Here is a 21,006-nt window from a genome sequence, read left to right as displayed (position 1 = left end):
ACGATGGGGAATAAGTTACAGAAACCTTGCGTAATGGCCCCGAGGCTAGGTTAGCCTTACTTAAGTTCGCTTCATTCACTTAAGGAGTTCTGTGACTTCCCCCCTCTTCTCCGGACCCGGCACCACCCGCCGCACGCTGTTCAAATCAGCCGGCAAGGCAACGGCCGTCCTGGCCGCAGCGGCACTTACCCTCTCCGCCTGTTCAACAGGCCCCGCGTCCTCCACCTCGGACGCCAGCGCATCCAGCGCCAGCAGCGCGCAGTTCCCCGTCACCATCGAGCACGTGTACGGCAAGACCACCATCGAGAAGCAGCCCACCCGGGTAGCTACCGTTTCCTGGGTCAATGACGATGTGGCCATTGCCCTGGGCGTTGTCCCGGTGGGCGTTCCCAAGAACGAATGGGGCGGCAACGAGCAGGGCTCCACGCCCTGGAAGGACGCAGCCCTGGAGGACCTCGGCGCAGGCTTCGGCTCGGACAAGGCCCCGGTCCAGTACTCCGAGGCGGACGGCATCAACTTCACCGAGATCGCCAAGCTCACCCCGGACGTCATCCTGGCCGCGTACTCCGGCCTCACCGAGGAGGACTACAAGAAACTGAGCGAGATCGCCCCGGTTGTGGCCCATCCGGAAATCGCGTACGGAACCTCCTGGCAGGACTCCACCTCCATCATCGGCAAGGCACTCGGCAAGGACGCCGAGGCAACCAGGCTGATTTCCGACACCGAGGCCGCCATTAAGGACAAGGTTGCCGAGTACCCGCAGCTCGCCGGCAAGAGCTTCATCTACGGCAACCTCGAGCCGGCCAAGGGCGACGGCGTCAACGTCTACACCGCCATGGACAACCGCCCCCGCTTCCTCAACGAGATCGGCATGAAGCTGGCCCCGATCGTGGAGGAGAAGTCCAAGGGTTCCAAGGAGTTCTTCCTCCCTTGGTCAACTGAAAAGGCCAATGAGCTCGAATCGGACATCTTCGTGACCTGGGTGCCGGATGCAGCCACCGCTGACTCCATCAAGTCAGATCCCCTGCTGAGCCAGATCCCGGCCATCAAGAACGGCGCCCTGGTTGCCGATTCGGACAACACCCTGACGCTGTCCATCTCCGCTTCCTCCCCGCTGAGCCTGCCGTGGTCGCTGGATACGTTCCTGCCGCAGCTGGCCACCGCAGCGGATGCCGTGAAGTAAGCACCGCTCAGGTAGGAACAGATAAATGACGGACAGTACGACGACGGCGGCCCGCCAGGAGCCGGCGCCCGGCACCTTCGTGCCGGGCACGGGGCCTGCAGTACATGCCCCCGGCCGCACGTTTGGAGGGCCGCGCGCCGCCTGGCTGCTGGCCGCCGTCGTTGTACTTGCCCTGCTTGCCGGGGCCTCCCTGGCCATTGGCGCGCGGGGCCTTCCCCTGGCCACCGTTTGGCAGGCGCTCATCGCGTTCGACCCCGCCAACGGTGACCATGCCGTGGTCCACGCCCGTATTCCCCGCACGGTCCTTGGCCTGGTGGCCGGCGGTGCGCTGGGCCTTGCAGGTGCAGCCATGCAGGGCGTGGCCCGCAACCCGCTGGCTGACCCCGGCATCATGGGCGTCAACGCCGGTGCCGCCCTCGCCGTGGTGACCGGAATCTACGTCTTCGGCATCGCCTCCCTCTCCGGCTACATCTGGTTCGCCTTCGTGGGGGCGGCTGCTGCCGCCGTGGTGGTGTACCTCATTGCCTCGCTCGGCAGGGACGGGGCCACCCCGGTGAAGCTCGCCCTGGCGGGCGCCGCACTGAATGCGGGCCTCTACTCCCTGATGAACGTCATCCTGGTCTCCAGCCAGGACACTTTGGACCGGTTCCGCTTCTGGCAGGTGGGCGGCATCGCCGGGCGCGACTGGTCCGTGGTGCTCTCCGGACTTCCATTCCTTGCCGCGGGAGCACTCATTGTGCTGCTGACCGGCCGCGTCCTCAACAGCCTTGCCCTCGGCGACGACATTGCCCGCGGCCTCGGCCAGCGCGTGGGACTGGCAAGGGCCGTCACTGCCCTGGGAATAGTGCTGTTGTGCGGTTCCGCCACTGCCCTTGCCGGGCCCATCGCCTTCGTGGGCCTGGTCATCCCGCACGCAGTGCGCTTCCTCACCGGCCCCGACTACCGCTGGATCCTGCCGTTCTCCCTGGTCCTCGCACCGGCGCTGCTGCTGGGGGCCGACATCATCGGCCGCGTGGTCCTCCTTCCCGGCGAAGTCCCGGCCGGCATCATGACCGCCCTCGTCGGAGCACCGGTCTTCGTCTGGCTGATCCGCCGCAGCAAGGGGGCCGGACTGTGAGCATGACCAAAACCCCCGTCGACCTGTCAGACGCGGCTCCCACAACCGGCTTTAAGGGACCACAACTGACAGGGCAACGCCGGGGACGGCTGCGGGTGAACCGGACCGCCGTCCTCGCCGCCGCCGTCGTAATCCTCTTCGCAGTGTCCGTGCTGCTGGGCAGCTACACCGTGACCATCCCGGACTTCTTCAAAATCCTTATCGGGCACCTGACAGGCGGGGAAAAGATCCCCGGTGCCAGCTTCATCGTGATGGAAAACAAGCTGCCGCGTGCCGTCATCGGCACCATGATCGGTGTGGCGTTCGGCCTGGCCGGAGCCCTGTTCCAGACGATGCTCCGCAACCCGCTGGCCAGCCCGGACGTGATCGGCATCAGCTACGGCGCCAGTGCCGCCGCCGTGACCGCCATCGTCATCTTCGGCGCGTCCGGCGCGGCCGTCTCCGGGGCAGCGCTTGCCGGCGCGCTCGGTGTCGCGGCGCTGATCTACGCCATCTCCAGCGGCGCCATGGGCGGAACCGGCCGGGGGGATGCTGCCGGCAACCGGCTCATCCTGGCGGGAGTGGGCATCGCCGCCGCGCTGCATGCCGTGGTGAGCTTCCTTATGACCCGCGCCGACATCCGCACCGCAGCGGATGCCCTCGTCTGGCTCAACGGCTCCTTAAACTCCGCCAGCTGGGACCGGGCAGGGGTGCTGGCCCTTGCCCTCACCGTCCTTATTCCCTCCGTTGCAGCCATCGCCGGCCCGCTGCGCATCCTGGAGCTTGGCCCGGATGCCGCCGCGGGCCTCGGCGTCCGCGTCGGTGCCACGCGCCTGGCGCTGGTCATCATCGCCGTCTCGCTCGCGGCCGTGGCGACGGCGGCAGCCGGCCCTGTCTCGTTCGTCGCCTTCCTGGCCGGGCCCATTGCCCGGCGCCTTACCGGCAAGGCCAGCCTCCCGGCGTCGGCCCTGGTGGGTGCCCTCATTGTCCTTGCGGCGGACTACCTGGCCGCCAACCTTGCACCCCTGCTGCTGGGCGGCACCGTCCTGCCGGTGGGCGTCATCACCGGTGCGCTCGGTGCCCCGTTCCTGCTGTGGCTCCTGGTCACGGCCAACCGAAAGGAAGCCTGACGTGGCAGTTCTCAACGCCAAGGACCTGACGCTGAAATATGACCAGCGCTGCGTGGTGGACGGGCTCAACGCCGAAATCCCGGAAGGCAAGGTGACCATGATCGTGGGTGCCAACGCCTGCGGGAAGTCCACCCTCCTCCGCGGGCTGTCCCGGCTCCTCAAACCTGCGGCCGGCACCGTCGCCCTGGACGGCAAGGACATCCACTCGCTGCCCGCCCGCCAACTGGCCCGTACCCTGGGCCTCCTCCCGCAGCACCCCACAGCCCCGGACGGCATCACCGTGAGGGACCTGGTGGGCCGCGGACGCTATCCGCACCAGGGCTTCTTCCGGAGCTGGAGCCCGCAGGACGAAGCTGCAGTGCAGCGCGCACTGGAAGCCACCGAGACGCTGGCCCTCGCCGGGCGGAACGTGGACGAACTCTCCGGCGGACAGCGGCAGCGGGTATGGATTGCCATGGCCCTTGCGCAAGAAACCGACGTGCTCCTCCTGGACGAACCCACCACCTACCTGGACCTCGCGCACCAGGTGGAAGTCCTGGACCTCGTGACGGACCTGAACCGGCGGCGCGGCACCACCGTTGCCATCGTCCTGCATGACCTGAACCTGGCCGCCCGGTACGCGGACAACGTCATCGCCATGAAGGGCGGAGCCGTGGTGGCAGTCGGGTCACCCTCCGAGGTGGTCACGGAGGGCCTGGTCCGCAATGTCTTTGGCCTCGAGTCCCGCGTTATCCCCGATCCCATTACCGGAACACCCCTGGTCATTCCCATCGGCCGCCACCGCGTCCCCGCCAACGAACTGGAGCTCGTTTCATGAAAACCCGGGAAACTGCCGCCGCAAAGACGATGAACACCGAGCCCATGACCCTGGCGTTCGAAGTCACTGTGACATCGGTCCAGGAATTGAGCCCCAACTTCCGCAGGATCACGTTCGGCGGGTACTCCCTGCGGGACTTCGGCGTCCACGGCGAAACGCTGGACCTCCGGATCAAGCTCATGATCCCGTCCCTCGCGGCGGACGGCAGCCCGCTGCCCCTCCCGGTGTTCGAAATGAGCCAGGCCGGCTGGTACCGGGAATGGCTCGCCATGGATCCCGCCGTTCGGGGCTCGATGCGGACCTACACCGTCCGGCAGTCGCGCCTTGACGCTGTCTACCCGGAGATCGACGTCGACTTCGTGATGCACTTTGACCACTTTGGCAACGGCGGGCCGGCCGCCAACTGGGCCCTCAACGCCAAGCCGGGCGACGCCATCACCATCATCGGGCCAAACAACAGGGCCGCGCACTGCGTCACCGCCGAGACCTACTCAGGAATCGAATGGCGCCCCGGACTGGCGCAGCGCATCCTGCTGGCCGGCGACGAGACATCGGTCCCGGCCATCTCCGCCATCCTGGAAAGCCTGCCGGAATATATGAGCGGGCACGCCTTCCTGGAAGTCCCCGAAGCCGGCGACTTCCTCGAACTGACCTCACCCGCCGACGTCGAAATCACCTGGCTCGCACGGGGCGCCTCGATCGGACGGTCCAGGCCGCACGGGGAACTGCTCCAGGACGCGGTGCGGAAAGCAGTCCCCGTGCCCGGCTGGGTTGGCATCAAAGCGGCCGACGGCGGTGCGGGCCCCGATCCAGAGGACGTCAACGTGGACGTGGACATCCTCTGGGAGACCCCCGCGCGGATGGAAACAGCCGGGATCGCGGCCACCAAGAACCCCGGCAGACCGGCCGGCGCCATGCCCTTCTACGCCTGGATCGCCGGGGAAGCCGCCGTCATCAAGGACATGCGCCGCTACCTGGTCCGGGACGTCGGAATCGACCGGAAACAGGTCGCGTTCATGGGCTACTGGCGCCAGGGCAAGGCCGAGCTGTAGCCTCAGCCGGAAAAGGGCTGCCTTACTTGTAGACGCGGACCCAATCGACCTGCATCTGCGATGGCTTGGTGGCGGAGCCGTCCGGGAACCAATCCAGCTGCACTGTCTGCTTCATTACGGTAGAGGGCTGGTGCGCCGGGTTCGTGTCCGTGAAGGTCTTTACTCCGTCGACGTATCCGCTGATGCCGTCCGGGGTCCACTCCACCGCGTAGTTGTGCCACTGCGTGCCATCGACAGGCGTCGCCGCTGTGGTCTGGAAATCCGCTCCACCACAGGCGTAGTGCAGGAAGAACCTCATCACGGAGGTGACTGAGCTGCCCTCGGCATAATCGATCTCGGCGCAGTTCGGGGCACTGTTGTTGTTGAGGATCAGGACCGGGTGGTATTTCGGGTCCCGCGCATTGGTTTTCATGCGCGTTTCCCAACGGCCGTACCTTTGCTCCGCGAACTTTGCCGACATGCCTCCAGTGGTGCCGGCTGCGTCTCCGCTAACGGTGGCTACGCCGTTGGCAACGGACCAGGCCTGGGGGCTGCGCAGGCCTTTGCCTGCATGCCCTGCACTGTTATAGACACTCCATTTCGTCCGGTCCGGTGCGCCGGTGTAGGAGAATTCGTCGCCCGTCAGGACCGGGCCCCAACCGAAGGCGGTAGCTGCCTGCGCACCGTCACCCGTCGTCGCGAGAGCCTGGCTGGCCGGCTGGGCGGCCGCAGGAGCGGCCGCAGGCGCGGGTGCCGCGGGAGGCGCCGGCGCAGAGGTGACCGGTGTCGCCTCGGTTGTCCCCTCCGCAGCTGGAGTCTGGCTGCTCGAAGCCGTGGCCGCGGGAGACGCTGTGGCTGTGTCAGTGGGGCCTGGAGTGGCGGGCGCGGACGCGCCGTCGGCCGAGGATGGGTCAGCCGCCCCGTTGGTCGTAGGGGCCGGGCCGCATCCTGTCAGGGACAAAGCGCCCATGGTCGTGACGATGGCTATTTTCTTGAACAAGATACCTCCGGGCATAGGGCAGGAAGAAACGGCTGATGCACTTGAGACGTTGACGAGTGCGGAAAGCATCTTTGGGCCCCCTTGGCGGGGCCAGAGCTAGCAGGCGCCGAAGGGGCGCAGCGGGGTCCAGTGATCGGGCGCCCGGGGCCCTGCGTTGGGGCCAGCCGCCCACGTTACCTGATCGTGACCATCGGCCGCAAAAATGCGACAAGGGCCAAGTAGCCGCTGATCGGGCCGATCTGGCCCCGATTCGCGGACTCTGCGGGCAGCTGTCGCCCTTCTGCGCATCCTGTTGCTGTCCGTTTACCTTGGCGTCTCTTTGGGCGGCTACTTTCGTCGAATGGGTGCTAATCCTTTGCTTCCGGAGCTGGAGGGCCGGCGGGTATTCGTTGCTTTGGGCGATTCGTTTACCGAGGGCGTCGGGGACCGGGATGAGCGGCTGCCCAACGGCGTCCGGGGCTGGGCGGACCGGGTTGCGGAAAAACTGGCCAAGGCCCAGCCGGGTTGGCGGTACGCGAACCTGGCCATCCGGAGCAAACGCCTCCGGCAGATCATCAACGAGCAGCTGGAACCGGCACTGGCAATGAAGCCCGCCCTGGTGACGCTGTACGCGGGCGGCAATGACATCCTGGACCTGAAGACGGACATGGTGGCCCTCATGGCCGACTATGAAGACCTGGTGGCACAGCTGGCGGAGACCGGAGCCACCCTGGTGCTCTTTACCGGGTTCGACGTCAAGGTCTCAGCATTGTTGGAACCGCTGAAGAAGCGCAACACCTTCTACAACCAGCGGGTTCGGGCGATTGCGGCAAAATATGGCGCAGTCCTGGTGGATTACTGGTCCCTCGATGCCTTCCATGACCGGCGGATGTGGGACTCGGACCGGCTCCACATGTCCAAGGCCGGGCACAAATACCTGGCAGGGCAGGTGCTGGACCGGCTGGGCGTGCCCCACAAGATCACGCCCAAGGACTGGGAACCGCCCTTACGGCCCAGCCTGCGGGAGTGGGAGCGGCAGCAGCGGCGCTGGATCCACGACTGGGTACTGCCGCTCTTCGGCCGCAAACTTCGCGGCGTCACCCTGGGGGACGAGCTGACCCCGCGGTGGCCGGAACCGGTGAAGGTGCCGCGGAAAGGCGGGCTGAAGAAGCTGGCGGCGGAGTCCCGCTTCAGTGAAGCCAACTAGCGTCCCCGGCCTGAGCCTTAGGCCTCAGCTGTCCGGCAGATTTAGCTGTCCAGGAGGATTTCGTAGCCCGGCGCCACCCTTGCGGCGTGGAACTCCATGACTTCGAAGTCCGCAACGCCGTTCGTGTAGAACGGGTCCTGCTTCAGGCAGGCAGCGAGGGTGGCGCGGTCGGCCTGGGAGAGCAGCAGGCCGCCGGTCCGCGGCACCTTGCGGCCTGCGGCAATAAAGACTCCGTCATCAAAGGCCTTCTGCAGCCAGGAAATGTGGCCCTCATTGTGGAAGTCGACGATGTCCTGCGGAACCCGGTAACTCAGCGAAACAACATACATGGCCCCAGCCTACCGGCCGCCACAGGACCTACTTGAAGGATCAACCAGGCCGCTCTCGTAGAATGAGGGAATGACCGAACCGCGCTGGCTCAACGCCGACGAACGCCGAGCCTGGCTGGCCCTCGTGAGCATCAATACCCTCCTGCCCGCGGCCTTGGACACCAAGCTCCACACAGCGGGAAAGCTCTCGCTTTTCGACTACACCGTCCTGGCCATGCTCTCCGAGGCGGAAGGCAGGTTCCTGCCCATGAGCGAACTTGCTGCCCGCAGCAGTGCATCGTTGTCCCGGCTCTCGCACGTGGTGACCAAGCTGCAGAAGCGCGGCTGGGTGGAGCGGCGGCCGCATCCCCATGATGCCCGGGTCACCACCGCCCACCTCACCGACGAGGGGATGGCAACCATCGTGGGCCTTGCACCGGGGCATGTGGAGGACGTCCGTGACCTGTTCCTTGATGCCCTCACCGAGCAGGACGTCCTTGACCTGGCCCGGATCGGCGAAAAGGTAGTGGGCCGGCTGGATGCGGACCACTGGATCCTGCGGGAAAACTAGGGTGCCGCGCCCGCGGTTGGTTGCTTCCAACAACTGATGGCAAACTATCCGAATGGATTTCACAACCCGGTTCGTTGCCCTTGGCGACTCCTTCACGGAGGGTGTGGGCGACGACGATTCCACCCGTCCCAATGGCGTCCGCGGCTGGGCGGACCGCGTGGCCGAACAGCTGGGAGCCGCTGACCCCGCGTTCGGCTATGCCAACCTCGCCATCCGCGGGAGGAAGCTCCGCCACATCCTGGCTGAGCAGGTGGACGCCGCCGTCGAACTTAAACCCACCCTGGTGAGCATCTACGCGGGGGCCAACGACATCCTGCGCCCCAGGATCGACATCGATGACCTTTTGGTGGAGTACGACGACGCCATCGCCAAGTTGCGTGCCACCGGTGCCACCGTGGTGATGTTCACGGGATTCGACGCGCGTGGATCGAAGGTGTTCAGCACCATGCGTGGGCGCACGGCCATCTACAACGAACTGGTCCGCGGCATCGCCGGCGACCACGGCGCGCTGCTGGTGGACTACTGGCGCTTCAGCGAGTACTACGACTGGGGCATGTGGGCGCAGGACCGGATGCACATGTCCGCTGCCGGGCACGCCAACATGGCCAAACGGGTGCTGGACGTCCTGGAGCACGACCACTCCATCGACATCCCGCCCATGACGCCCGTCCCCGAACTCAGCGGGCTGGACGCCCTCCGGGCCAACGCCCGGTGGTTCCGCGAGTACGCCGGGCCGTGGGTGGTCCGCCGGGTCACCGGCAAGTCGTCCGGGGACGGCCTTAAGCCGAGGTACCCACAGCTCACGCACCTCTAACCCCGGGCCTGCTTATACACCCTCCAGCGCCGGATTGGTCTTTAATTGCGCGAACTCGTAGACTTGGTAGGCGCTAAGTGCGCGGAGCGTGCGCAATTGCTCCGGTTGCCCGGTAATTTCTCCAGGGTGGCCGGTAGTTAGGGGCTCAAGTTGCGTGACTAACCGTTGCCCTTCTTCATTTTTGGGTCGCCCTTAGCAGCATGGTCCAGCAGCAGATATGCGGATCATTACTTTCAATTCTTGAGGAGAAGTCATGGCAGCACACTGCCAAGTGACCGGAGCCGAGCCGGGCTTTGGGCACAGCATTTCGCACTCGCACCGCCGCAACAAGCGCCGGTTCGATCCGAACATTCAGAAGAAGCGCTACTGGGTTCCGTCCCTGCGCCGTAACGTCACGCTGCAGGTCTCTGCACGTGGCATCAAGACCATCGACGTACGCGGCATCGACGTAGTCGTCGCCCAGATCCTGGCTCGTGGGGTGAAGCTCTAGTGGCTAAGGACAAGGACGTACGTCCGATCATCAAGCTCAAGTCGACCGCGGGCACGGGTTACACCTACGTAACCCGCAAGAACCGTCGTAACGATCCGGACCGCATGGTCCTGAAGAAGTACGACCCCAAGATCCGCCAGCACGTCGAATTCCGAGAGGAGCGCTAAACATGGCTAAGAAGTCCAAGATTGCTCGCAACGAGCAGCGCAAGGTCATCGTGGAGCGTTACGCTGCAAAGCGCCTCGAGCTGAAGAAGACCCTGGTTGACGAAAACGCAACCGACGAAGCACGCGAAGCGGCCCGCTTGGGCCTGCAGAAGCTGCCCCGCAACGCGTCCCCGATCCGTCTGCGTAACCGCGACATCATCGACGGCCGCCCCCGCGGAACCTTCCAGAAGTTCGGCATCTCCCGTGTCCGCTTCCGCGACATGGCCCACAAGGGCGAACTTCCGGGCATCACCAAGTCTTCCTGGTAATCCAGCACTGCTGATACCAGCTGCTTGAAAAGGGCCGGCAACCTCACGGTTGCCGGCCCTTTTGCTGTCTAAAAATTCTCCGGTTGGCGTCCTTCGATCCGGCGGCCAGGCACTGTGCTGCAGCACACAGGAACGAAGTACGACGCCGGATGGGTTTCCATGGGGGCCGATGGGCCGTCCAGCCGCGGAAACACGGGGTTCAGGGCGCCTTGCCAGGGAGATTTGCGGAGGTGCCCGGGGAGGTGTATTGTTTTCTAAGTCGCCGCGAGGGAGACAGCGAAGAGCTGGTTACCGCGGGCGGCCAAAACCCCAAAATCAAGACCAAATTCTGGCAGGGCTTTCGAGCGCTCCTGAAGAGGTGGGGACGACTTCCCGCCGATGAGAATCCTGAAACACGGATTTGCATCGGAGCGGAGAGTCGGGTAAGTTTGAAAAGTTGCTCCGGAGCGATCCACGGTGGTTTTTGCTGGTGGTGGTGCCGGGTGTGTCTGTTGTTTGAGAACTCAATAGTGTGCCAAGTTTGTTGATACCAATTGTTTTAGTGATTGGTTGAATTGACCGGGCTGTCCGCCCCTGTGGGTGGTCTGGTTTTTACAGCTGGTTTCAAATTTTGTGCAGCCTTTTTGTTCCGTTTTCCCGGGGCTTGGGGTTGTGTCTGTTTTACTTCAACGGAGAGTTTGATCCTGGCTCAGGATGAACGCTGGCGGCGTGCTTAACACATGCAAGTCGAACGATGATCCCAGCTTGCTGGGGGATTAGTGGCGAACGGGTGAGTAACACGTGAGTAACCTGCCCTTAACTCTGGGATAAGCCTGGGAAACTGGGTCTAATACCGGATATGACTCCTCATCGCATGGTGGGGGGTGGAAAGCTTTTTGTGGTTTTGGATGGACTCGCGGCCTATCAGCTTGTTGGTGAGGTAATGGCTTACCAAGGCGACGACGGGTAGCCGGCCTGAGAGGGTGACCGGCCACACTGGGACTGAGACACGGCCCAGACTCCTACGGGAGGCAGCAGTGGGGAATATTGCACAATGGGCGCAAGCCTGATGCAGCGACGCCGCGTGAGGGATGACGGCCTTCGGGTTGTAAACCTCTTTCAGTAGGGAAGAAGCGAAAGTGACGGTACCTGCAGAAGAAGCGCCGGCTAACTACGTGCCAGCAGCCGCGGTAATACGTAGGGCGCAAGCGTTATCCGGAATTATTGGGCGTAAAGAGCTCGTAGGCGGTTTGTCGCGTCTGCCGTGAAAGTCCGGGGCTCAACTCCGGATCTGCGGTGGGTACGGGCAGACTAGAGTGATGTAGGGGAGACTGGAATTCCTGGTGTAGCGGTGAAATGCGCAGATATCAGGAGGAACACCGATGGCGAAGGCAGGTCTCTGGGCATTAACTGACGCTGAGGAGCGAAAGCATGGGGAGCGAACAGGATTAGATACCCTGGTAGTCCATGCCGTAAACGTTGGGCACTAGGTGTGGGGGACATTCCACGTTTTCCGCGCCGTAGCTAACGCATTAAGTGCCCCGCCTGGGGAGTACGGCCGCAAGGCTAAAACTCAAAGGAATTGACGGGGGCCCGCACAAGCGGCGGAGCATGCGGATTAATTCGATGCAACGCGAAGAACCTTACCAAGGCTTGACATGAACCGGAAACGCCTGGAGACAGGTGCCCCGCTTGCGGTCGGTTTACAGGTGGTGCATGGTTGTCGTCAGCTCGTGTCGTGAGATGTTGGGTTAAGTCCCGCAACGAGCGCAACCCTCGTTCTATGTTGCCAGCACGTGATGGTGGGGACTCATAGGAGACTGCCGGGGTCAACTCGGAGGAAGGTGGGGACGACGTCAAATCATCATGCCCCTTATGTCTTGGGCTTCACGCATGCTACAATGGCCGGTACAAAGGGTTGCGATACTGTGAGGTGGAGCTAATCCCAAAAAGCCGGTCTCAGTTCGGATTGGGGTCTGCAACTCGACCCCATGAAGTCGGAGTCGCTAGTAATCGCAGATCAGCAACGCTGCGGTGAATACGTTCCCGGGCCTTGTACACACCGCCCGTCAAGTCACGAAAGTTGGTAACACCCGAAGCCGGTGGCCTAACCCCTTGTGGGAGGGAGCTGTCGAAGGTGGGACTGGCGATTGGGACTAAGTCGTAACAAGGTAGCCGTACCGGAAGGTGCGGCTGGATCACCTCCTTTCTAAGGAGCACCTACAGATTGTTCGTGCCGTGTATGCGGTGCGGGGGTTTGTCAGGAGTACAGCCCGTTGCGCAGACGCTAGTTCTGCGGCGGGTGCTCAAGGGTGGAATATCAACGAATAGCGGCTGCCGGTTCTTTCCGGTGCTTAGTACGGTTCCTCTTTGCGGGGGTTCCTGGAAGGGTGCTGGTGGGTGCGGGTGGTTTAGTGTTTGGCACACTGTTGGGTCCTGAGGCAACAGGGCCGTGGTCTTGCCCTTTTTTTGGGGTGGGGTTGCGGGTTTGTGTGTTTCTGGTTTCCTGGCTGCACCGGTCATGCATGTTGTGTGTGTGGGGTGTGTGGTTTGGGGTTGTTGTTTGAGAACTACATAGTGGACGCGAGCATCTTTTATAAGAAGCAATTTCCAAGAATATGAACCTGGATCTGTTGTGCTGTCTTTCGGGATGGTGCAGTGGTTTTCGTGGTTCTCTCGAAAATTAGCGTTTTTGATCTTTTGTGGTCAAGTTTTTAAGAGCACACGGTGGATGCCTTGGCATTAGGAGCCGAAGAAGGACGTAGGAATCTGCGATAAGCCTGGGGGAGTCGATAACCGGACTGTGATCCCAGGGTGTCCGAATGGGGAAACCCCGCCGAGCGCGCGAGTGACTCGGTGACCCGCATCTGAACACATAGGGTGCGTGGAGGGAACGCGGGGAAGTGAAACATCTCAGTACCCGCAGGAAGAGAAAACAATAGTGATTCCGTTAGTAGTGGCGAGCGAACGCGGATCAGGCTAAACCGTTCCATGTGTGATAGCCGGCGGGCGTTGCATGGTCGGGGTTGTGGGACTTTCCATACCAGTTCTGCCGGGCTGGTGGGGTGTGATGTGCAGGCATAGGTGAACGGTTTTGAAAGGCCGGCCAGAGAGGGTGTTAGCCCCGTAACCGTAATGTTGTGTACCGCCTGTGAGAGTATCCCAAGTAGTACGGGGCCCGAGAAATCCCGTGCGAATCTGTCAGGACCACCTGATAAGCCTAAATACTCCCTAATGACCGATAGCGGACCAGTACCGTGAGGGAAAGGTGAAAAGTACCCCGGGAGGGGAGTGAAACAGTACCTGAAACCGTGTGCTTACAATCCGTCGGAGCAGCCTTGTAGCTGTGACGGCGTGCCTTTTGAAGAATGAGCCTGCGAGTTAGTGTTACGTCGCGAGGTTAACCCGTGTGGGGCAGCCGTAGCGAAAGCGAGTCTGAATAGGGCGTTGCAGTGGCGTGATCTAGACCCGAAGCGAAGTGATCTACCCATGGCCAGGTTGAAGCGACGGTAAGACGTCGTGGAGGACCGAACCCACTTCAGTTGAAAATGGAGGGGATGAGCTGTGGGTAGGGGTGAAAGGCCAATCAAACTTCGTGATAGCTGGTTCTCCCCGAAATGCATTTAGGTGCAGCGTTGCGTGTTTCTTGCTGGAGGTAGAGCTACTGGATGGCTAATGGGCCCTACAAGGTTACTGACGTCAGCCAAACTCCGAATGCCGGTAAGTGAGAGCGCAGCAGTGAGACTGTGGGGGATAAGCTTCATAGTCGAGAGGGAAACAGCCCAGACCACCAACTAAGGCCCCTAAGCGTGTGCTAAGTGGGAAAGGATGTGGAGTTGCGAAGACAACCAGGAGGTTGGCTTAGAAGCAGCCATCCTTAAAAGAGTGCGTAATAGCTCACTGGTCAAGTGATTCCGCGCCGACAATGTAGCGGGGCTCAAGTACACCGCCGAAGTTGTGGCATTCAAATATTAGCTAAGCCCTTGTGGTTCAGGCGTTTGGATGGGTAGGGGAGCGTCGTGTGGGCGGTGAAGTCGCGGTGTAAACCAGCGGTGGAGCCTACACGAGTGAGAATGCAGGCATGAGTAGCGAAAGACGGGTGAGAAACCCGTCCGCCGAATGATCAAGGGTTCCAGGGTCAAGCTAATCTGCCCTGGGTAAGTCGGGACCTAAGGCGAGGCCGACAGGCGTAGTCGATGGACAACGGGTTGATATTCCCGTACCGGCGAAAAACCGCCCATGCTGAACAGGGGATACTAACTGCCCGAGACCTGCCTGACACCCCTTGTGGGTGAAGGGTTTTGGTGGAGCGCAGGACCTGATCCTGGGAGGCAAGCGTATTAACAGGTGTGACGCAGGAAGGTAGCCGAGCCGGGCGATGGTTGTCCCGGTCTAAGGATGTAGGGCGAACGGTAGGCAAATCCGCTGTTCATGATGCCTGAGATCTGATGGGACCCCCGTTTGGGGGGATTCGGTGATCCTATGCTGCCGAGAAAAGCATCGACGCGAGGTTTTAGCCGCCCGTACCCCAAACCGACACAGGTGATCAGGTAGAGAATACTAAGGCGATCGAGAGAATTATGGTTAAGGAACTCGGCAAAATGCCCCCGTAACTTCGGGAGAAGGGGGGCCCCAACCTTGAACACCACTTGCTGGTGGGAGGGGATCGGGGCCGCAGAGACCAGGGGGAAGCGACTGTTTACTAAAAACACAGGTCCGTGCGAAGTCGCAAGACGATGTATACGGACTGACTCCTGCCCGGTGCTGGAAGGTTAAGAGGACCGGTTAGCCGCAAGGCGAAGCTGAGAATTTAAGCCCCAGTAAACGGCGGTGGTAACTATAACCATCCTAAGGTAGCGAAATTCCTTGTCGGGTAAGTTCCGACCTGCACGAATGGAGTAACGACTTCCCCGCTGTCTCAACCATAAACTCGGCGAAATTGCAGTACGAGTAAAGATGCTCGTTACGCGCAGCAGGACGGAAAGACCCCGAGACCTTTACTATAGTTTGGTATTGGTGTTCGGAGTGGCTTGTGTAGGATAGGTGGGAGACGTTGAAGCCCGGACGCCAGTTCGGGTGGAGTCATCGTTGAAATACCACTCTGGTCACTTTGGACATCTAACTTCGGCCCGTAATCCGGGTCAGGGACAGTGCCTGATGGGTAGTTTAACTGGGGCGGTTGCCTCCTAAAAAGTAACGGAGGCGCCCAAAGGTTCCCTCAGCCTGGTTGGCAATCAGGTGTCGAGTGTAAGTGCACAAGGGAGCTTGACTGTGAGAGAGACATCTCGAGCAGGGACGAAAGTCGGGACTAGTGATCCGGCGGTACATTGTGGAATGGCCGTCGCTCAACGGATAAAAGGTACCTCGGGGATAACAGGCTGATCTTGCCCAAGAGTCCATATCGACGGCATGGTTTGGCACCTCGATGTCGGCTCGTCGCATCCTGGGGCTGGAGTAGGTCCCAAGGGTTGGGCTGTTCGCCCATTAAAGCGGTACGCGAGCTGGGTTTAGAACGTCGTGAGACAGTTCGGTCCCTATCCGCTGCGCGCGCAGGAAATTTGAGAAGGGCTGTCCTTAGTACGAGAGGACCGGGACGGACGAACCTCTGGTGTGTCAGTTGTACTGCCAAGTGCACCGCTGATTAGCTACGTTCGGATGGGATAACCGCTGAAAGCATCTAAGCGGGAAGCTCGCTTCAAGATGAGATTTCCATACACCTCGTGTGTGAGAGGCCCCCAGCCAGACCACTGGGTTGATAGGCCGGATGTGGAAGCGAGGACTAACGACTCGTGAAGCTGACCGGTACTAATAGGCCGATAACTTACACCACACACCACACCCGTGAAACCGGTTCAAAAGCGGTTCCACACCAGGGTTGGTAAAAAGAAAAAATCAAGACTGCTTGCGTCCACTATGTGGTTCCCAAACAACAAACCAAACGTTGTCGGGGAACACCAACTGAATAACAACACCACCCTGCCCCCGAACACGGGCAGGAAAGCATGTTGTAACCACAACACTTCCCACCCCCGGAATCACACCCGGGCGGACGGGTAACAAGGTTACGGCGGTCATAGCGTGGGGGAAACGCCCGGTCCCATTCCGAACCCGGAAGCTAAGACCCACAGCGCCGATGGTACTGCACCCGGGAGGGTGTGGGAGAGTAGGTCACCGCCGGACAACCATTAGGTCGAGGCCCCAACCACCAGGTTGGGGCCTCCCGCATTTAAACACCCACCCCACACCAAACAGACAACACCACACCCCGCCCACCACCAGCCTAGACTTACCGTCATGACCTCGAGTTCCAGCGGCCCACAGGTCCGCCGCGCCACCATCCTGGACGTGGCGGCCGCCGCAGGAGTATCCCGGCAGACAGTCACCCGGGCCATGAACGACATGCCGGGAATCAGCGCGGCCACCCGTGAGCGCGTCAAGGCGCTGGCAACAGAGCTCGGTTATTCCCCCAGCCGGTTTGCCAAGGGCCTGGTGCAGGGCGCCCGAACCTCACTGGGGCTGGCCATTCCGGATCTCACAAACCCCTATTTCCCGGCCTTTGCATCCAGCGTGGTGGAGGAAGCCACCCAGCGGGGCTGGAACGTGGTCATGGATGATTTTGGCCACGGCAGCGGAAACGGCCTCGATGCCGTGGCCCGGCTCGCGCCCCAGGTTGATGCCCTGATCGGCTACCTTGGGGCCAGTTCGCATCAAGCCCAGTCCTTGATGGGACGGCGCCCTGTGGTGGTCCTGGACAACCCGGCAGGACAGGCCGCCGGTTGGATCTCCTTTGACTACGTCCATGCGGCACGGATGGCACTGGAGCACCTCCTGGCGGCACAGTGCCGGCAGATCGCCTACCTGGATTCGGACGAAGGAGGGCCGGCCACCACCCGCGGGCTCGCTGTTGCGGCAGCGGCCGCCGACGCCGGCATCGACATCATCATCCGCCAGGCAGCGGACACAGCCCCGGCGGCACGGGACGCAGTCCGCTCCCTGCTCGAGCAGCACGGCACGGTCGACGGGCTCCTGGTGTTCAACGACCTCATGGCGGCTGGAGCCCTCAAAGCCCTGCACGCCGCCGGCAGGGCGGTGCCGCGGGACTGTGCAGTGATCGGCATGGACGGCATACCCCTGGGCGAACTCATCTCGCCCGAGCTGACCACGCTCGCACTGGACCTGCGTGCGGTAGGTCGGGCCGCCGTCGGACTTGTGGCAGATCTGCTGTCCGGCGCAGTGGAGGCTGGAAGCCCGGACGCCGCCCTGGTCCTCAAGCACCGGCTGGTGCTTCGCCAGTCGGCCTGACCCTTCTCAAAGCAGACGTGAACGGATAGGCTTGAACGGCGGGCCGTGAACGTTCACGTAGAGCCAGTCGAGACCACGGTTCCCGCACCCCGACCCCAGCCTCCCTGAAGCAAGGAAACCCATGCCAGCCCACTCCCTTACCGCCACGGCGGACAGCACGCCCGAAATCATGACCGGTTCAGCAGCCCGATGCCTGGATCTTGGGGCTGGCCAGATCAGGGACCTGGAATCTCTTGGACCGGGCAAGGGTACGTTGCTTCCGCGCGCTTCCCTTCTCAGCGACGCGCCACGGCTGTCGTTGAACGGCGACTGGCAGTTTCGCCTTAGTTCCGGCATCCGGACCGCACCGAAAGCCGGCTGGCAGCGGGGCGAGAACCTGGATGGATTCGAGAGCCTGCCCGTACCATCCTGCTGGCCAATGCACGGGCATGGCACTCCCGCCTACACCAATGTCCAGTTTCCCTTCGCCGTGGAGCCGCCGCATGTGCCGGAAGCCAATCCCATTGGCGACCACCTGGTTGCCTTTGAGGCCGGCCCCGAGTTCTTCCCGCACGCCCTGCTGCGATTCGACGGCATCGAGTCCGCCGGAACCGTGTGGCTGAACGGAGTAGAGCTTGGAACTACGCGCGGCAGCCGGCTGGCCCATGAATTCGATGTATCCGGGATCCTGGTTCAGGGGCAGAACATCCTTGCTGTGCGGGTGGCGCAGTTCTCGGCCGCCAGCTACGTGGAGGACCAGGACATGTGGTGGCTTCCCGGCATCTTCCGCGATGTGACGCTGCAGGCAAGGCCTGAGGCCGGCATCGACGACGTCTTCGTCCACGCAGGCTACGACCACGCCACCGGCGAAGGCACCCTCAAGGTGGAGGTGACCCGGGGCGGACAGGCGATTGACGCCGTCGTCCGCGTTGCCGAACTGGATGCGGAACTGTCTGCAGGCACGGAACTGCGCATCCCCGCCGTCGAACCCTGGTCTGCGGAGGTGCCCCGGCTCTATGAGGCCACCGTCAGCACCCCCGGAGAGTCGGTGGAGCTGCAGCTCGGCTTCCGCAGCATCGCCATCGAGGACGCGCAATTCAAGGTCAACGGACGGCGGATCCTGCTGCGCGGCGTTAACCGCCACGAACACCATCCTCGCTTCGGCCGCGTGGTTCCCAGGGACGTAGTGGAGGCCGAACTGCGGCTCATGAAACAGCACAACATCAATGCAATACGCACCTCCCATTACCCGCCGCACCCGGAGTTCCTGGCACTTGCCGACCAGCTCGGCTTCTATGTCGTGCTCGAGTGCGACCTTGAAACGCATGGCTTTGAAAGCGCCGGCTGGGCCCAAAACCCGAGCGACGACCCGCAGTGGGAAACAGCCCTGGTGGACCGCATGCGCCGGACGGTTGAGCGGGACAAGAACCACCCCGCGGTGATCATGTGGTCGCTTGGCAACGAGGCGGGCACCGGCAGGAACCTTGCCGCCATGTCCCGCTGGACCAAGGACCGGGACCCTTCCCGGCCCATCCACTACGAGGGCGACTGGTCCTGCGCGCACGTCGACGTCTACTCCCGGATGTACGCCAGCCAGGCGGAAACTGCCCTGATCGGGCAGGGGACTGAGCCGGCGCTCGAAGATGCCGCGCTGGATGCCCGGCGCAGGGCGATGCCATTTGTCCTATGCGAGTATGTCCACGCCATGGGCAACGGCCCCGGCGGCATGAGCGAGTACCAGGAACTTTTCGAGAAGTACCCGCGCTTGATGGGCGGCTTCGTGTGGGAGTGGCTGGAACACGGCATTACCGTCGCCTCCCCGGACGGTGGTGAGCACTACGCCTACGGCGGGGACTTCGGCGAGGAAGTTCACGACGGCAATTTCGTCACTGACGGCCTGGTTGATGCGGACCGCAAACCCCGGCCGGGCTTGCTGGACTTCAAGAAGGTCATTGAGCCGCTGCGCATCGCGGTGGCAGGCGACTGGTCCGGTTTCACACTGCGCAACGGCCAGGACTTTGCGGACACTGCTGCGTTCAGCTTCGGTTATGTGGTGGAATCCCAGGGCAGGACCCTCGACGCCGGCACGCTGGACGTTCCGCGCGTGGCACCACAGGCGGAAGCGGTCATTGCCCTGCCTGCCAGTGTCGCTGCCCTTGCCGTCTCTGAGCATGACGGCCGGCCTGCTGTACTGACTGTCAGCGCAGTCCTCGCCGCTGATTCCGCCTGGGCTGCCGCTGGTCACGAAATTGCCTGGGGGCAGTCCGTCAGGGAGCCTGGCGCTCCGGCTGGACCGGCGCAGGCTGCAGCGGTGCACGTCCAGCAGGATGAACTGACGCTGGGACCCATCGTCTTCAGCCGGGTGACGGGCATGCCCACCTCCATAGGCGGCATCACCGTGGAAAAGCTCGCGCTGAATCTGTGGTGGGCCCCCACGGACAACGACCTTGGCCGTGAATGGGGCGGCGCCGACGAGCGTCCCCTGGCCGCCCGGTGGAAGGACGCCGGCCTCAACCGGCTCCACACCCGTTTGCTGGGTATCACGGCGGACGCCGCTGCCGGCGCCGCCCCTGGCTCCAGTACTTTCACTGCCGACGGCGGGCGAAACGGCGGCGAAGTCCTGACCGTCCGGACGCGCGTAAGCGCTGCCGACAAACAGTATGGAGTGTTGGTGGACTATGCCTGGACCAGCGATGGCGAAGCTGTTGGGCTTCGGACCTCGGTCCGGCCGGACGGCGCGTGGACCGATCGAGGCTACGGCGTGGAATGGGCGCGGATAGGGCTGGAACTTGTGCTGGGAGAAGAGGCGGAGCTGGTGAGCTGGTTCGGCCAGGGTCCCCACCAGAGCTACCCGGACACGGGGCAGGGAGCGCGGACGGGCTGGTTCTCGATTCCGCTTTCGGGGATGGATGTGGACTACGTGCGGCCCCAGGAATGCGGCGCCCGGTCCGGCGTGCGGTCGGCTGCATTGCGGTTTGGGGACCGGGCGCTGGAGATAGCGGGAGATTCTTTTGCGCTGACTGTCCGGCCCTACAGCCAGGACGTCCTGCACGCCGCGACGCATCGGCCGGACTTGAGGGCGGATGGCCGAAGCTACCTCTATCTGGACCATGCGCTCAGGGGGGTGGGAACCGCTGCTTGTGGTCCCGGTGTGCTGGCGCAGTACCGTCTTGAGCCCCGTGAAGCCGACTTCTCCCTGACCCTGAGGGTGCGCAGCTAAGGGAGCTGCAAAATGTGAGCCAGTCCATAGTGCTGGAGGGCGTGGCGCAGACGTGCCGGCTAAGGCCAAAGACCCCTGGAAACCCCGGAAATCCGGGGTTTCCAGGGGTAGGCCCCGTCCCTGGGAGAGGATTTGCGGAGCGGCTTCGCGCCGTGTATTGTTTTCTGAGTCGCCGCCGCTGAAGCGGAAAAATAGCGGCCAAACCCCTTACCAAACAGCCTGAAAATGGTTCGCCTCTTGGCGCGCCGAACGCGGGCGGGGCCGGTTTCAGAGCAGAGAAAATCGCGGAAACGCCGATTTGCAAAGCTCCTTGAAACCGGGTAAGTTTGAAAAGTTGCTCCGGAGCGATCCACGGTGGTTTTTGCTGGTGGTGGTGCCGGGTGTGTCTGTTGTTTGAGAACTCAATAGTGTGCCAAGTTTGTTGA

The 21,006-nt window shown here is 62.7% G+C and carries 15 protein-coding genes and 3 rRNA genes; 16 read left to right on the top strand and 2 right to left on the bottom strand.

All coding sequences use genetic code 11. The annotated features are described in order from the left end of the window. The first annotated feature begins 91 nt into the window (after positions 1-91). Genes C3B78_RS18675 through C3B78_RS18655 form a run of 5 tightly spaced genes read left to right on the top strand, consistent with a single transcriptional unit; the run spans position 92 to position 5,278 of the window. Positions 92-1,183 carry an iron-siderophore ABC transporter substrate-binding protein gene (locus C3B78_RS18675; RefSeq protein ID WP_104999384.1) on the top strand — a complete coding sequence of 364 codons (1,092 nt, stop codon included), beginning with the start codon at positions 92-94 and terminating at the stop codon, positions 1,181-1,183. Between the two features lie 25 nt (positions 1,184-1,208). Beyond that, positions 1,209-2,300, top strand: coding sequence for a FecCD family ABC transporter permease (locus tag C3B78_RS18670; protein WP_104999383.1), 1,092 nt, complete (start codon positions 1,209-1,211; stop codon positions 2,298-2,300). A gap of 2 nt (positions 2,301-2,302) precedes the next feature. Continuing rightward, entirely contained in the window at positions 2,303-3,409 is a 1,107-nt protein-coding gene (locus C3B78_RS18665) for a FecCD family ABC transporter permease (RefSeq protein WP_234005460.1), read from the top strand. A gap of 1 nt (position 3,410) precedes the next feature. Further along, positions 3,411-4,226: an ABC transporter ATP-binding protein gene (locus C3B78_RS18660; protein WP_104999382.1), complete on the top strand. Its 816-nt coding sequence runs from the start codon at positions 3,411-3,413 to the stop codon at positions 4,224-4,226. Continuing rightward, positions 4,223-5,278 carry a siderophore-interacting protein gene (locus C3B78_RS18655; RefSeq protein WP_104999381.1) on the top strand — a complete coding sequence of 352 codons (1,056 nt, stop codon included), beginning with the start codon at positions 4,223-4,225 and terminating at the stop codon, positions 5,276-5,278. The genes C3B78_RS18660 and C3B78_RS18655 overlap by 4 nt, the downstream gene beginning before the upstream one ends. 22 nt (positions 5,279-5,300) lie before the next feature. On the opposite strand, the gene C3B78_RS20180 is transcribed toward C3B78_RS18655, so the two are convergent. Further along, complete coding sequence (locus C3B78_RS20180) at positions 5,301-6,257, bottom strand: glycoside hydrolase family 16 protein (protein WP_234005459.1); 957 nt, start codon at positions 6,255-6,257, stop codon at positions 5,301-5,303. A 340-nt stretch (positions 6,258-6,597) separates the two neighbouring features. Between C3B78_RS20180 and C3B78_RS18645 the strand changes: the two genes are divergently transcribed. Further along, complete coding sequence (locus tag C3B78_RS18645) at positions 6,598-7,443, top strand: SGNH/GDSL hydrolase family protein (RefSeq protein ID WP_104999380.1); 846 nt, start codon at positions 6,598-6,600, stop codon at positions 7,441-7,443. Between the two features lie 41 nt (positions 7,444-7,484). Here the strand turns inward: C3B78_RS18645 and C3B78_RS18640 are convergent, their stop codons facing one another. After that, positions 7,485-7,772 carry a YciI family protein gene (locus C3B78_RS18640; protein WP_104999379.1) on the bottom strand — a complete coding sequence of 96 codons (288 nt, stop codon included), beginning with the start codon at positions 7,770-7,772 and terminating at the stop codon, positions 7,485-7,487. A 70-nt stretch (positions 7,773-7,842) separates the two neighbouring features. On the opposite strand from C3B78_RS18640, the gene C3B78_RS18635 reads away from it, so the two are divergent. The 10 genes from C3B78_RS18635 to C3B78_RS18590 all read left to right on the top strand — a co-directional run bounded on the left by C3B78_RS18635 (position 7,843) and on the right by C3B78_RS18590 (position 20,581). Further along, positions 7,843-8,322 (top strand): MarR family winged helix-turn-helix transcriptional regulator, encoded by a 480-nt coding sequence (locus tag C3B78_RS18635; RefSeq protein WP_104999378.1) that lies wholly within the window; start codon positions 7,843-7,845, stop codon positions 8,320-8,322. 52 nt (positions 8,323-8,374) lie between these two features. Then, positions 8,375-9,136: an SGNH/GDSL hydrolase family protein gene (locus tag C3B78_RS18630; RefSeq protein WP_104999377.1), complete on the top strand. Its 762-nt coding sequence runs from the start codon at positions 8,375-8,377 to the stop codon at positions 9,134-9,136. A gap of 253 nt (positions 9,137-9,389) precedes the next feature. Beyond that, positions 9,390-9,626 carry a 50S ribosomal protein L28 gene (gene rpmB / locus C3B78_RS18625; RefSeq protein WP_013602738.1) on the top strand — a complete coding sequence of 79 codons (237 nt, stop codon included), beginning with the start codon at positions 9,390-9,392 and terminating at the stop codon, positions 9,624-9,626. Next, positions 9,626-9,793: a 50S ribosomal protein L33 gene (gene rpmG / locus C3B78_RS18620; protein ID WP_013602737.1), complete on the top strand. Its 168-nt coding sequence runs from the start codon at positions 9,626-9,628 to the stop codon at positions 9,791-9,793. The genes rpmB and rpmG overlap by 1 nt, the downstream gene beginning before the upstream one ends. Positions 9,794-9,795: 2 nt before the next feature. After that, positions 9,796-10,101, top strand: coding sequence for a 30S ribosomal protein S14 (rpsN, locus tag C3B78_RS18615; protein WP_009358853.1), 306 nt, complete (start codon positions 9,796-9,798; stop codon positions 10,099-10,101). A 665-nt stretch (positions 10,102-10,766) separates the two neighbouring features. Beyond that, positions 10,767-12,289: ribosomal RNA gene (locus C3B78_RS18610) — 16S ribosomal RNA — on the top strand. A gap of 495 nt (positions 12,290-12,784) precedes the next feature. After that, a 23S ribosomal RNA gene (locus C3B78_RS18605) occupies positions 12,785-15,910 on the top strand. A 233-nt stretch (positions 15,911-16,143) separates the two neighbouring features. Further along, positions 16,144-16,260: ribosomal RNA gene (gene rrf, locus C3B78_RS18600) — 5S ribosomal RNA — on the top strand. Together the 16S, 23S and 5S rRNA genes form the textbook arrangement of a ribosomal RNA operon. 114 nt (positions 16,261-16,374) lie before the next feature. Further along, a complete protein-coding gene (locus tag C3B78_RS18595) occupies positions 16,375-17,382 on the top strand; it encodes a LacI family DNA-binding transcriptional regulator (RefSeq protein WP_104999376.1) in 1,008 nt (335 codons plus the stop codon). Positions 17,383-17,503: 121 nt separating this feature from the next. Further along, the gene (locus tag C3B78_RS18590) at positions 17,504-20,581 is read left to right on the top strand and encodes a glycoside hydrolase family 2 TIM barrel-domain containing protein (protein ID WP_104999375.1); all 3,078 of its coding nucleotides are present in this window, start codon (positions 17,504-17,506) and stop codon (positions 20,579-20,581) included. The last annotated feature ends 425 nt before the right edge of the window (positions 20,582-21,006 follow it).

The sequence above is a fragment of the Arthrobacter sp. PGP41 genome, assembly GCF_002953935.1.
In the GTDB taxonomy this organism is placed as follows: Bacteria; Actinomycetota; Actinomycetes; order Actinomycetales; family Micrococcaceae; genus Arthrobacter.
Note: the sequence above shows the minus strand (reverse complement) of the source record. Positions and strands in the feature narration are given on the sequence as shown.

Excerpts from the sequence above, each read along its gene's own strand:
- C3B78_RS18670 (WP_104999383.1), top strand. The coding sequence starts at position 1,209 with ATGACGGACAGTACGACGACGGCGGCCCGCCAGGAGCCGGCGCCCGGC.
- C3B78_RS18665 (WP_234005460.1), top strand. The coding sequence starts at position 2,303 with ATGACCAAAACCCCCGTCGACCTGTCAGACGCGGCTCCCACAACCGGC.
- C3B78_RS18655 (WP_104999381.1), top strand. The coding sequence starts at position 4,223 with ATGAAAACCCGGGAAACTGCCGCCGCAAAGACGATGAACACCGAGCCC.
- C3B78_RS18645 (WP_104999380.1), top strand. The coding sequence starts at position 6,598 with ATGGGTGCTAATCCTTTGCTTCCGGAGCTGGAGGGCCGGCGGGTATTC.
- C3B78_RS18640 (WP_104999379.1), bottom strand. The coding sequence starts at position 7,772 with ATGTATGTTGTTTCGCTGAGTTACCGGGTTCCGCAGGACATCGTCGAC.
- C3B78_RS18635 (WP_104999378.1), top strand. The coding sequence starts at position 7,843 with ATGACCGAACCGCGCTGGCTCAACGCCGACGAACGCCGAGCCTGGCTG.
- C3B78_RS18630 (WP_104999377.1), top strand. The coding sequence starts at position 8,375 with ATGGATTTCACAACCCGGTTCGTTGCCCTTGGCGACTCCTTCACGGAG.
- rpmB (WP_013602738.1), top strand. The coding sequence starts at position 9,390 with ATGGCAGCACACTGCCAAGTGACCGGAGCCGAGCCGGGCTTTGGGCAC.
- rpsN (WP_009358853.1), top strand. The coding sequence starts at position 9,796 with ATGGCTAAGAAGTCCAAGATTGCTCGCAACGAGCAGCGCAAGGTCATC.
- C3B78_RS18595 (WP_104999376.1), top strand. The coding sequence starts at position 16,375 with ATGACCTCGAGTTCCAGCGGCCCACAGGTCCGCCGCGCCACCATCCTG.
- C3B78_RS18590 (WP_104999375.1), top strand. The coding sequence starts at position 17,504 with ATGCCAGCCCACTCCCTTACCGCCACGGCGGACAGCACGCCCGAAATC.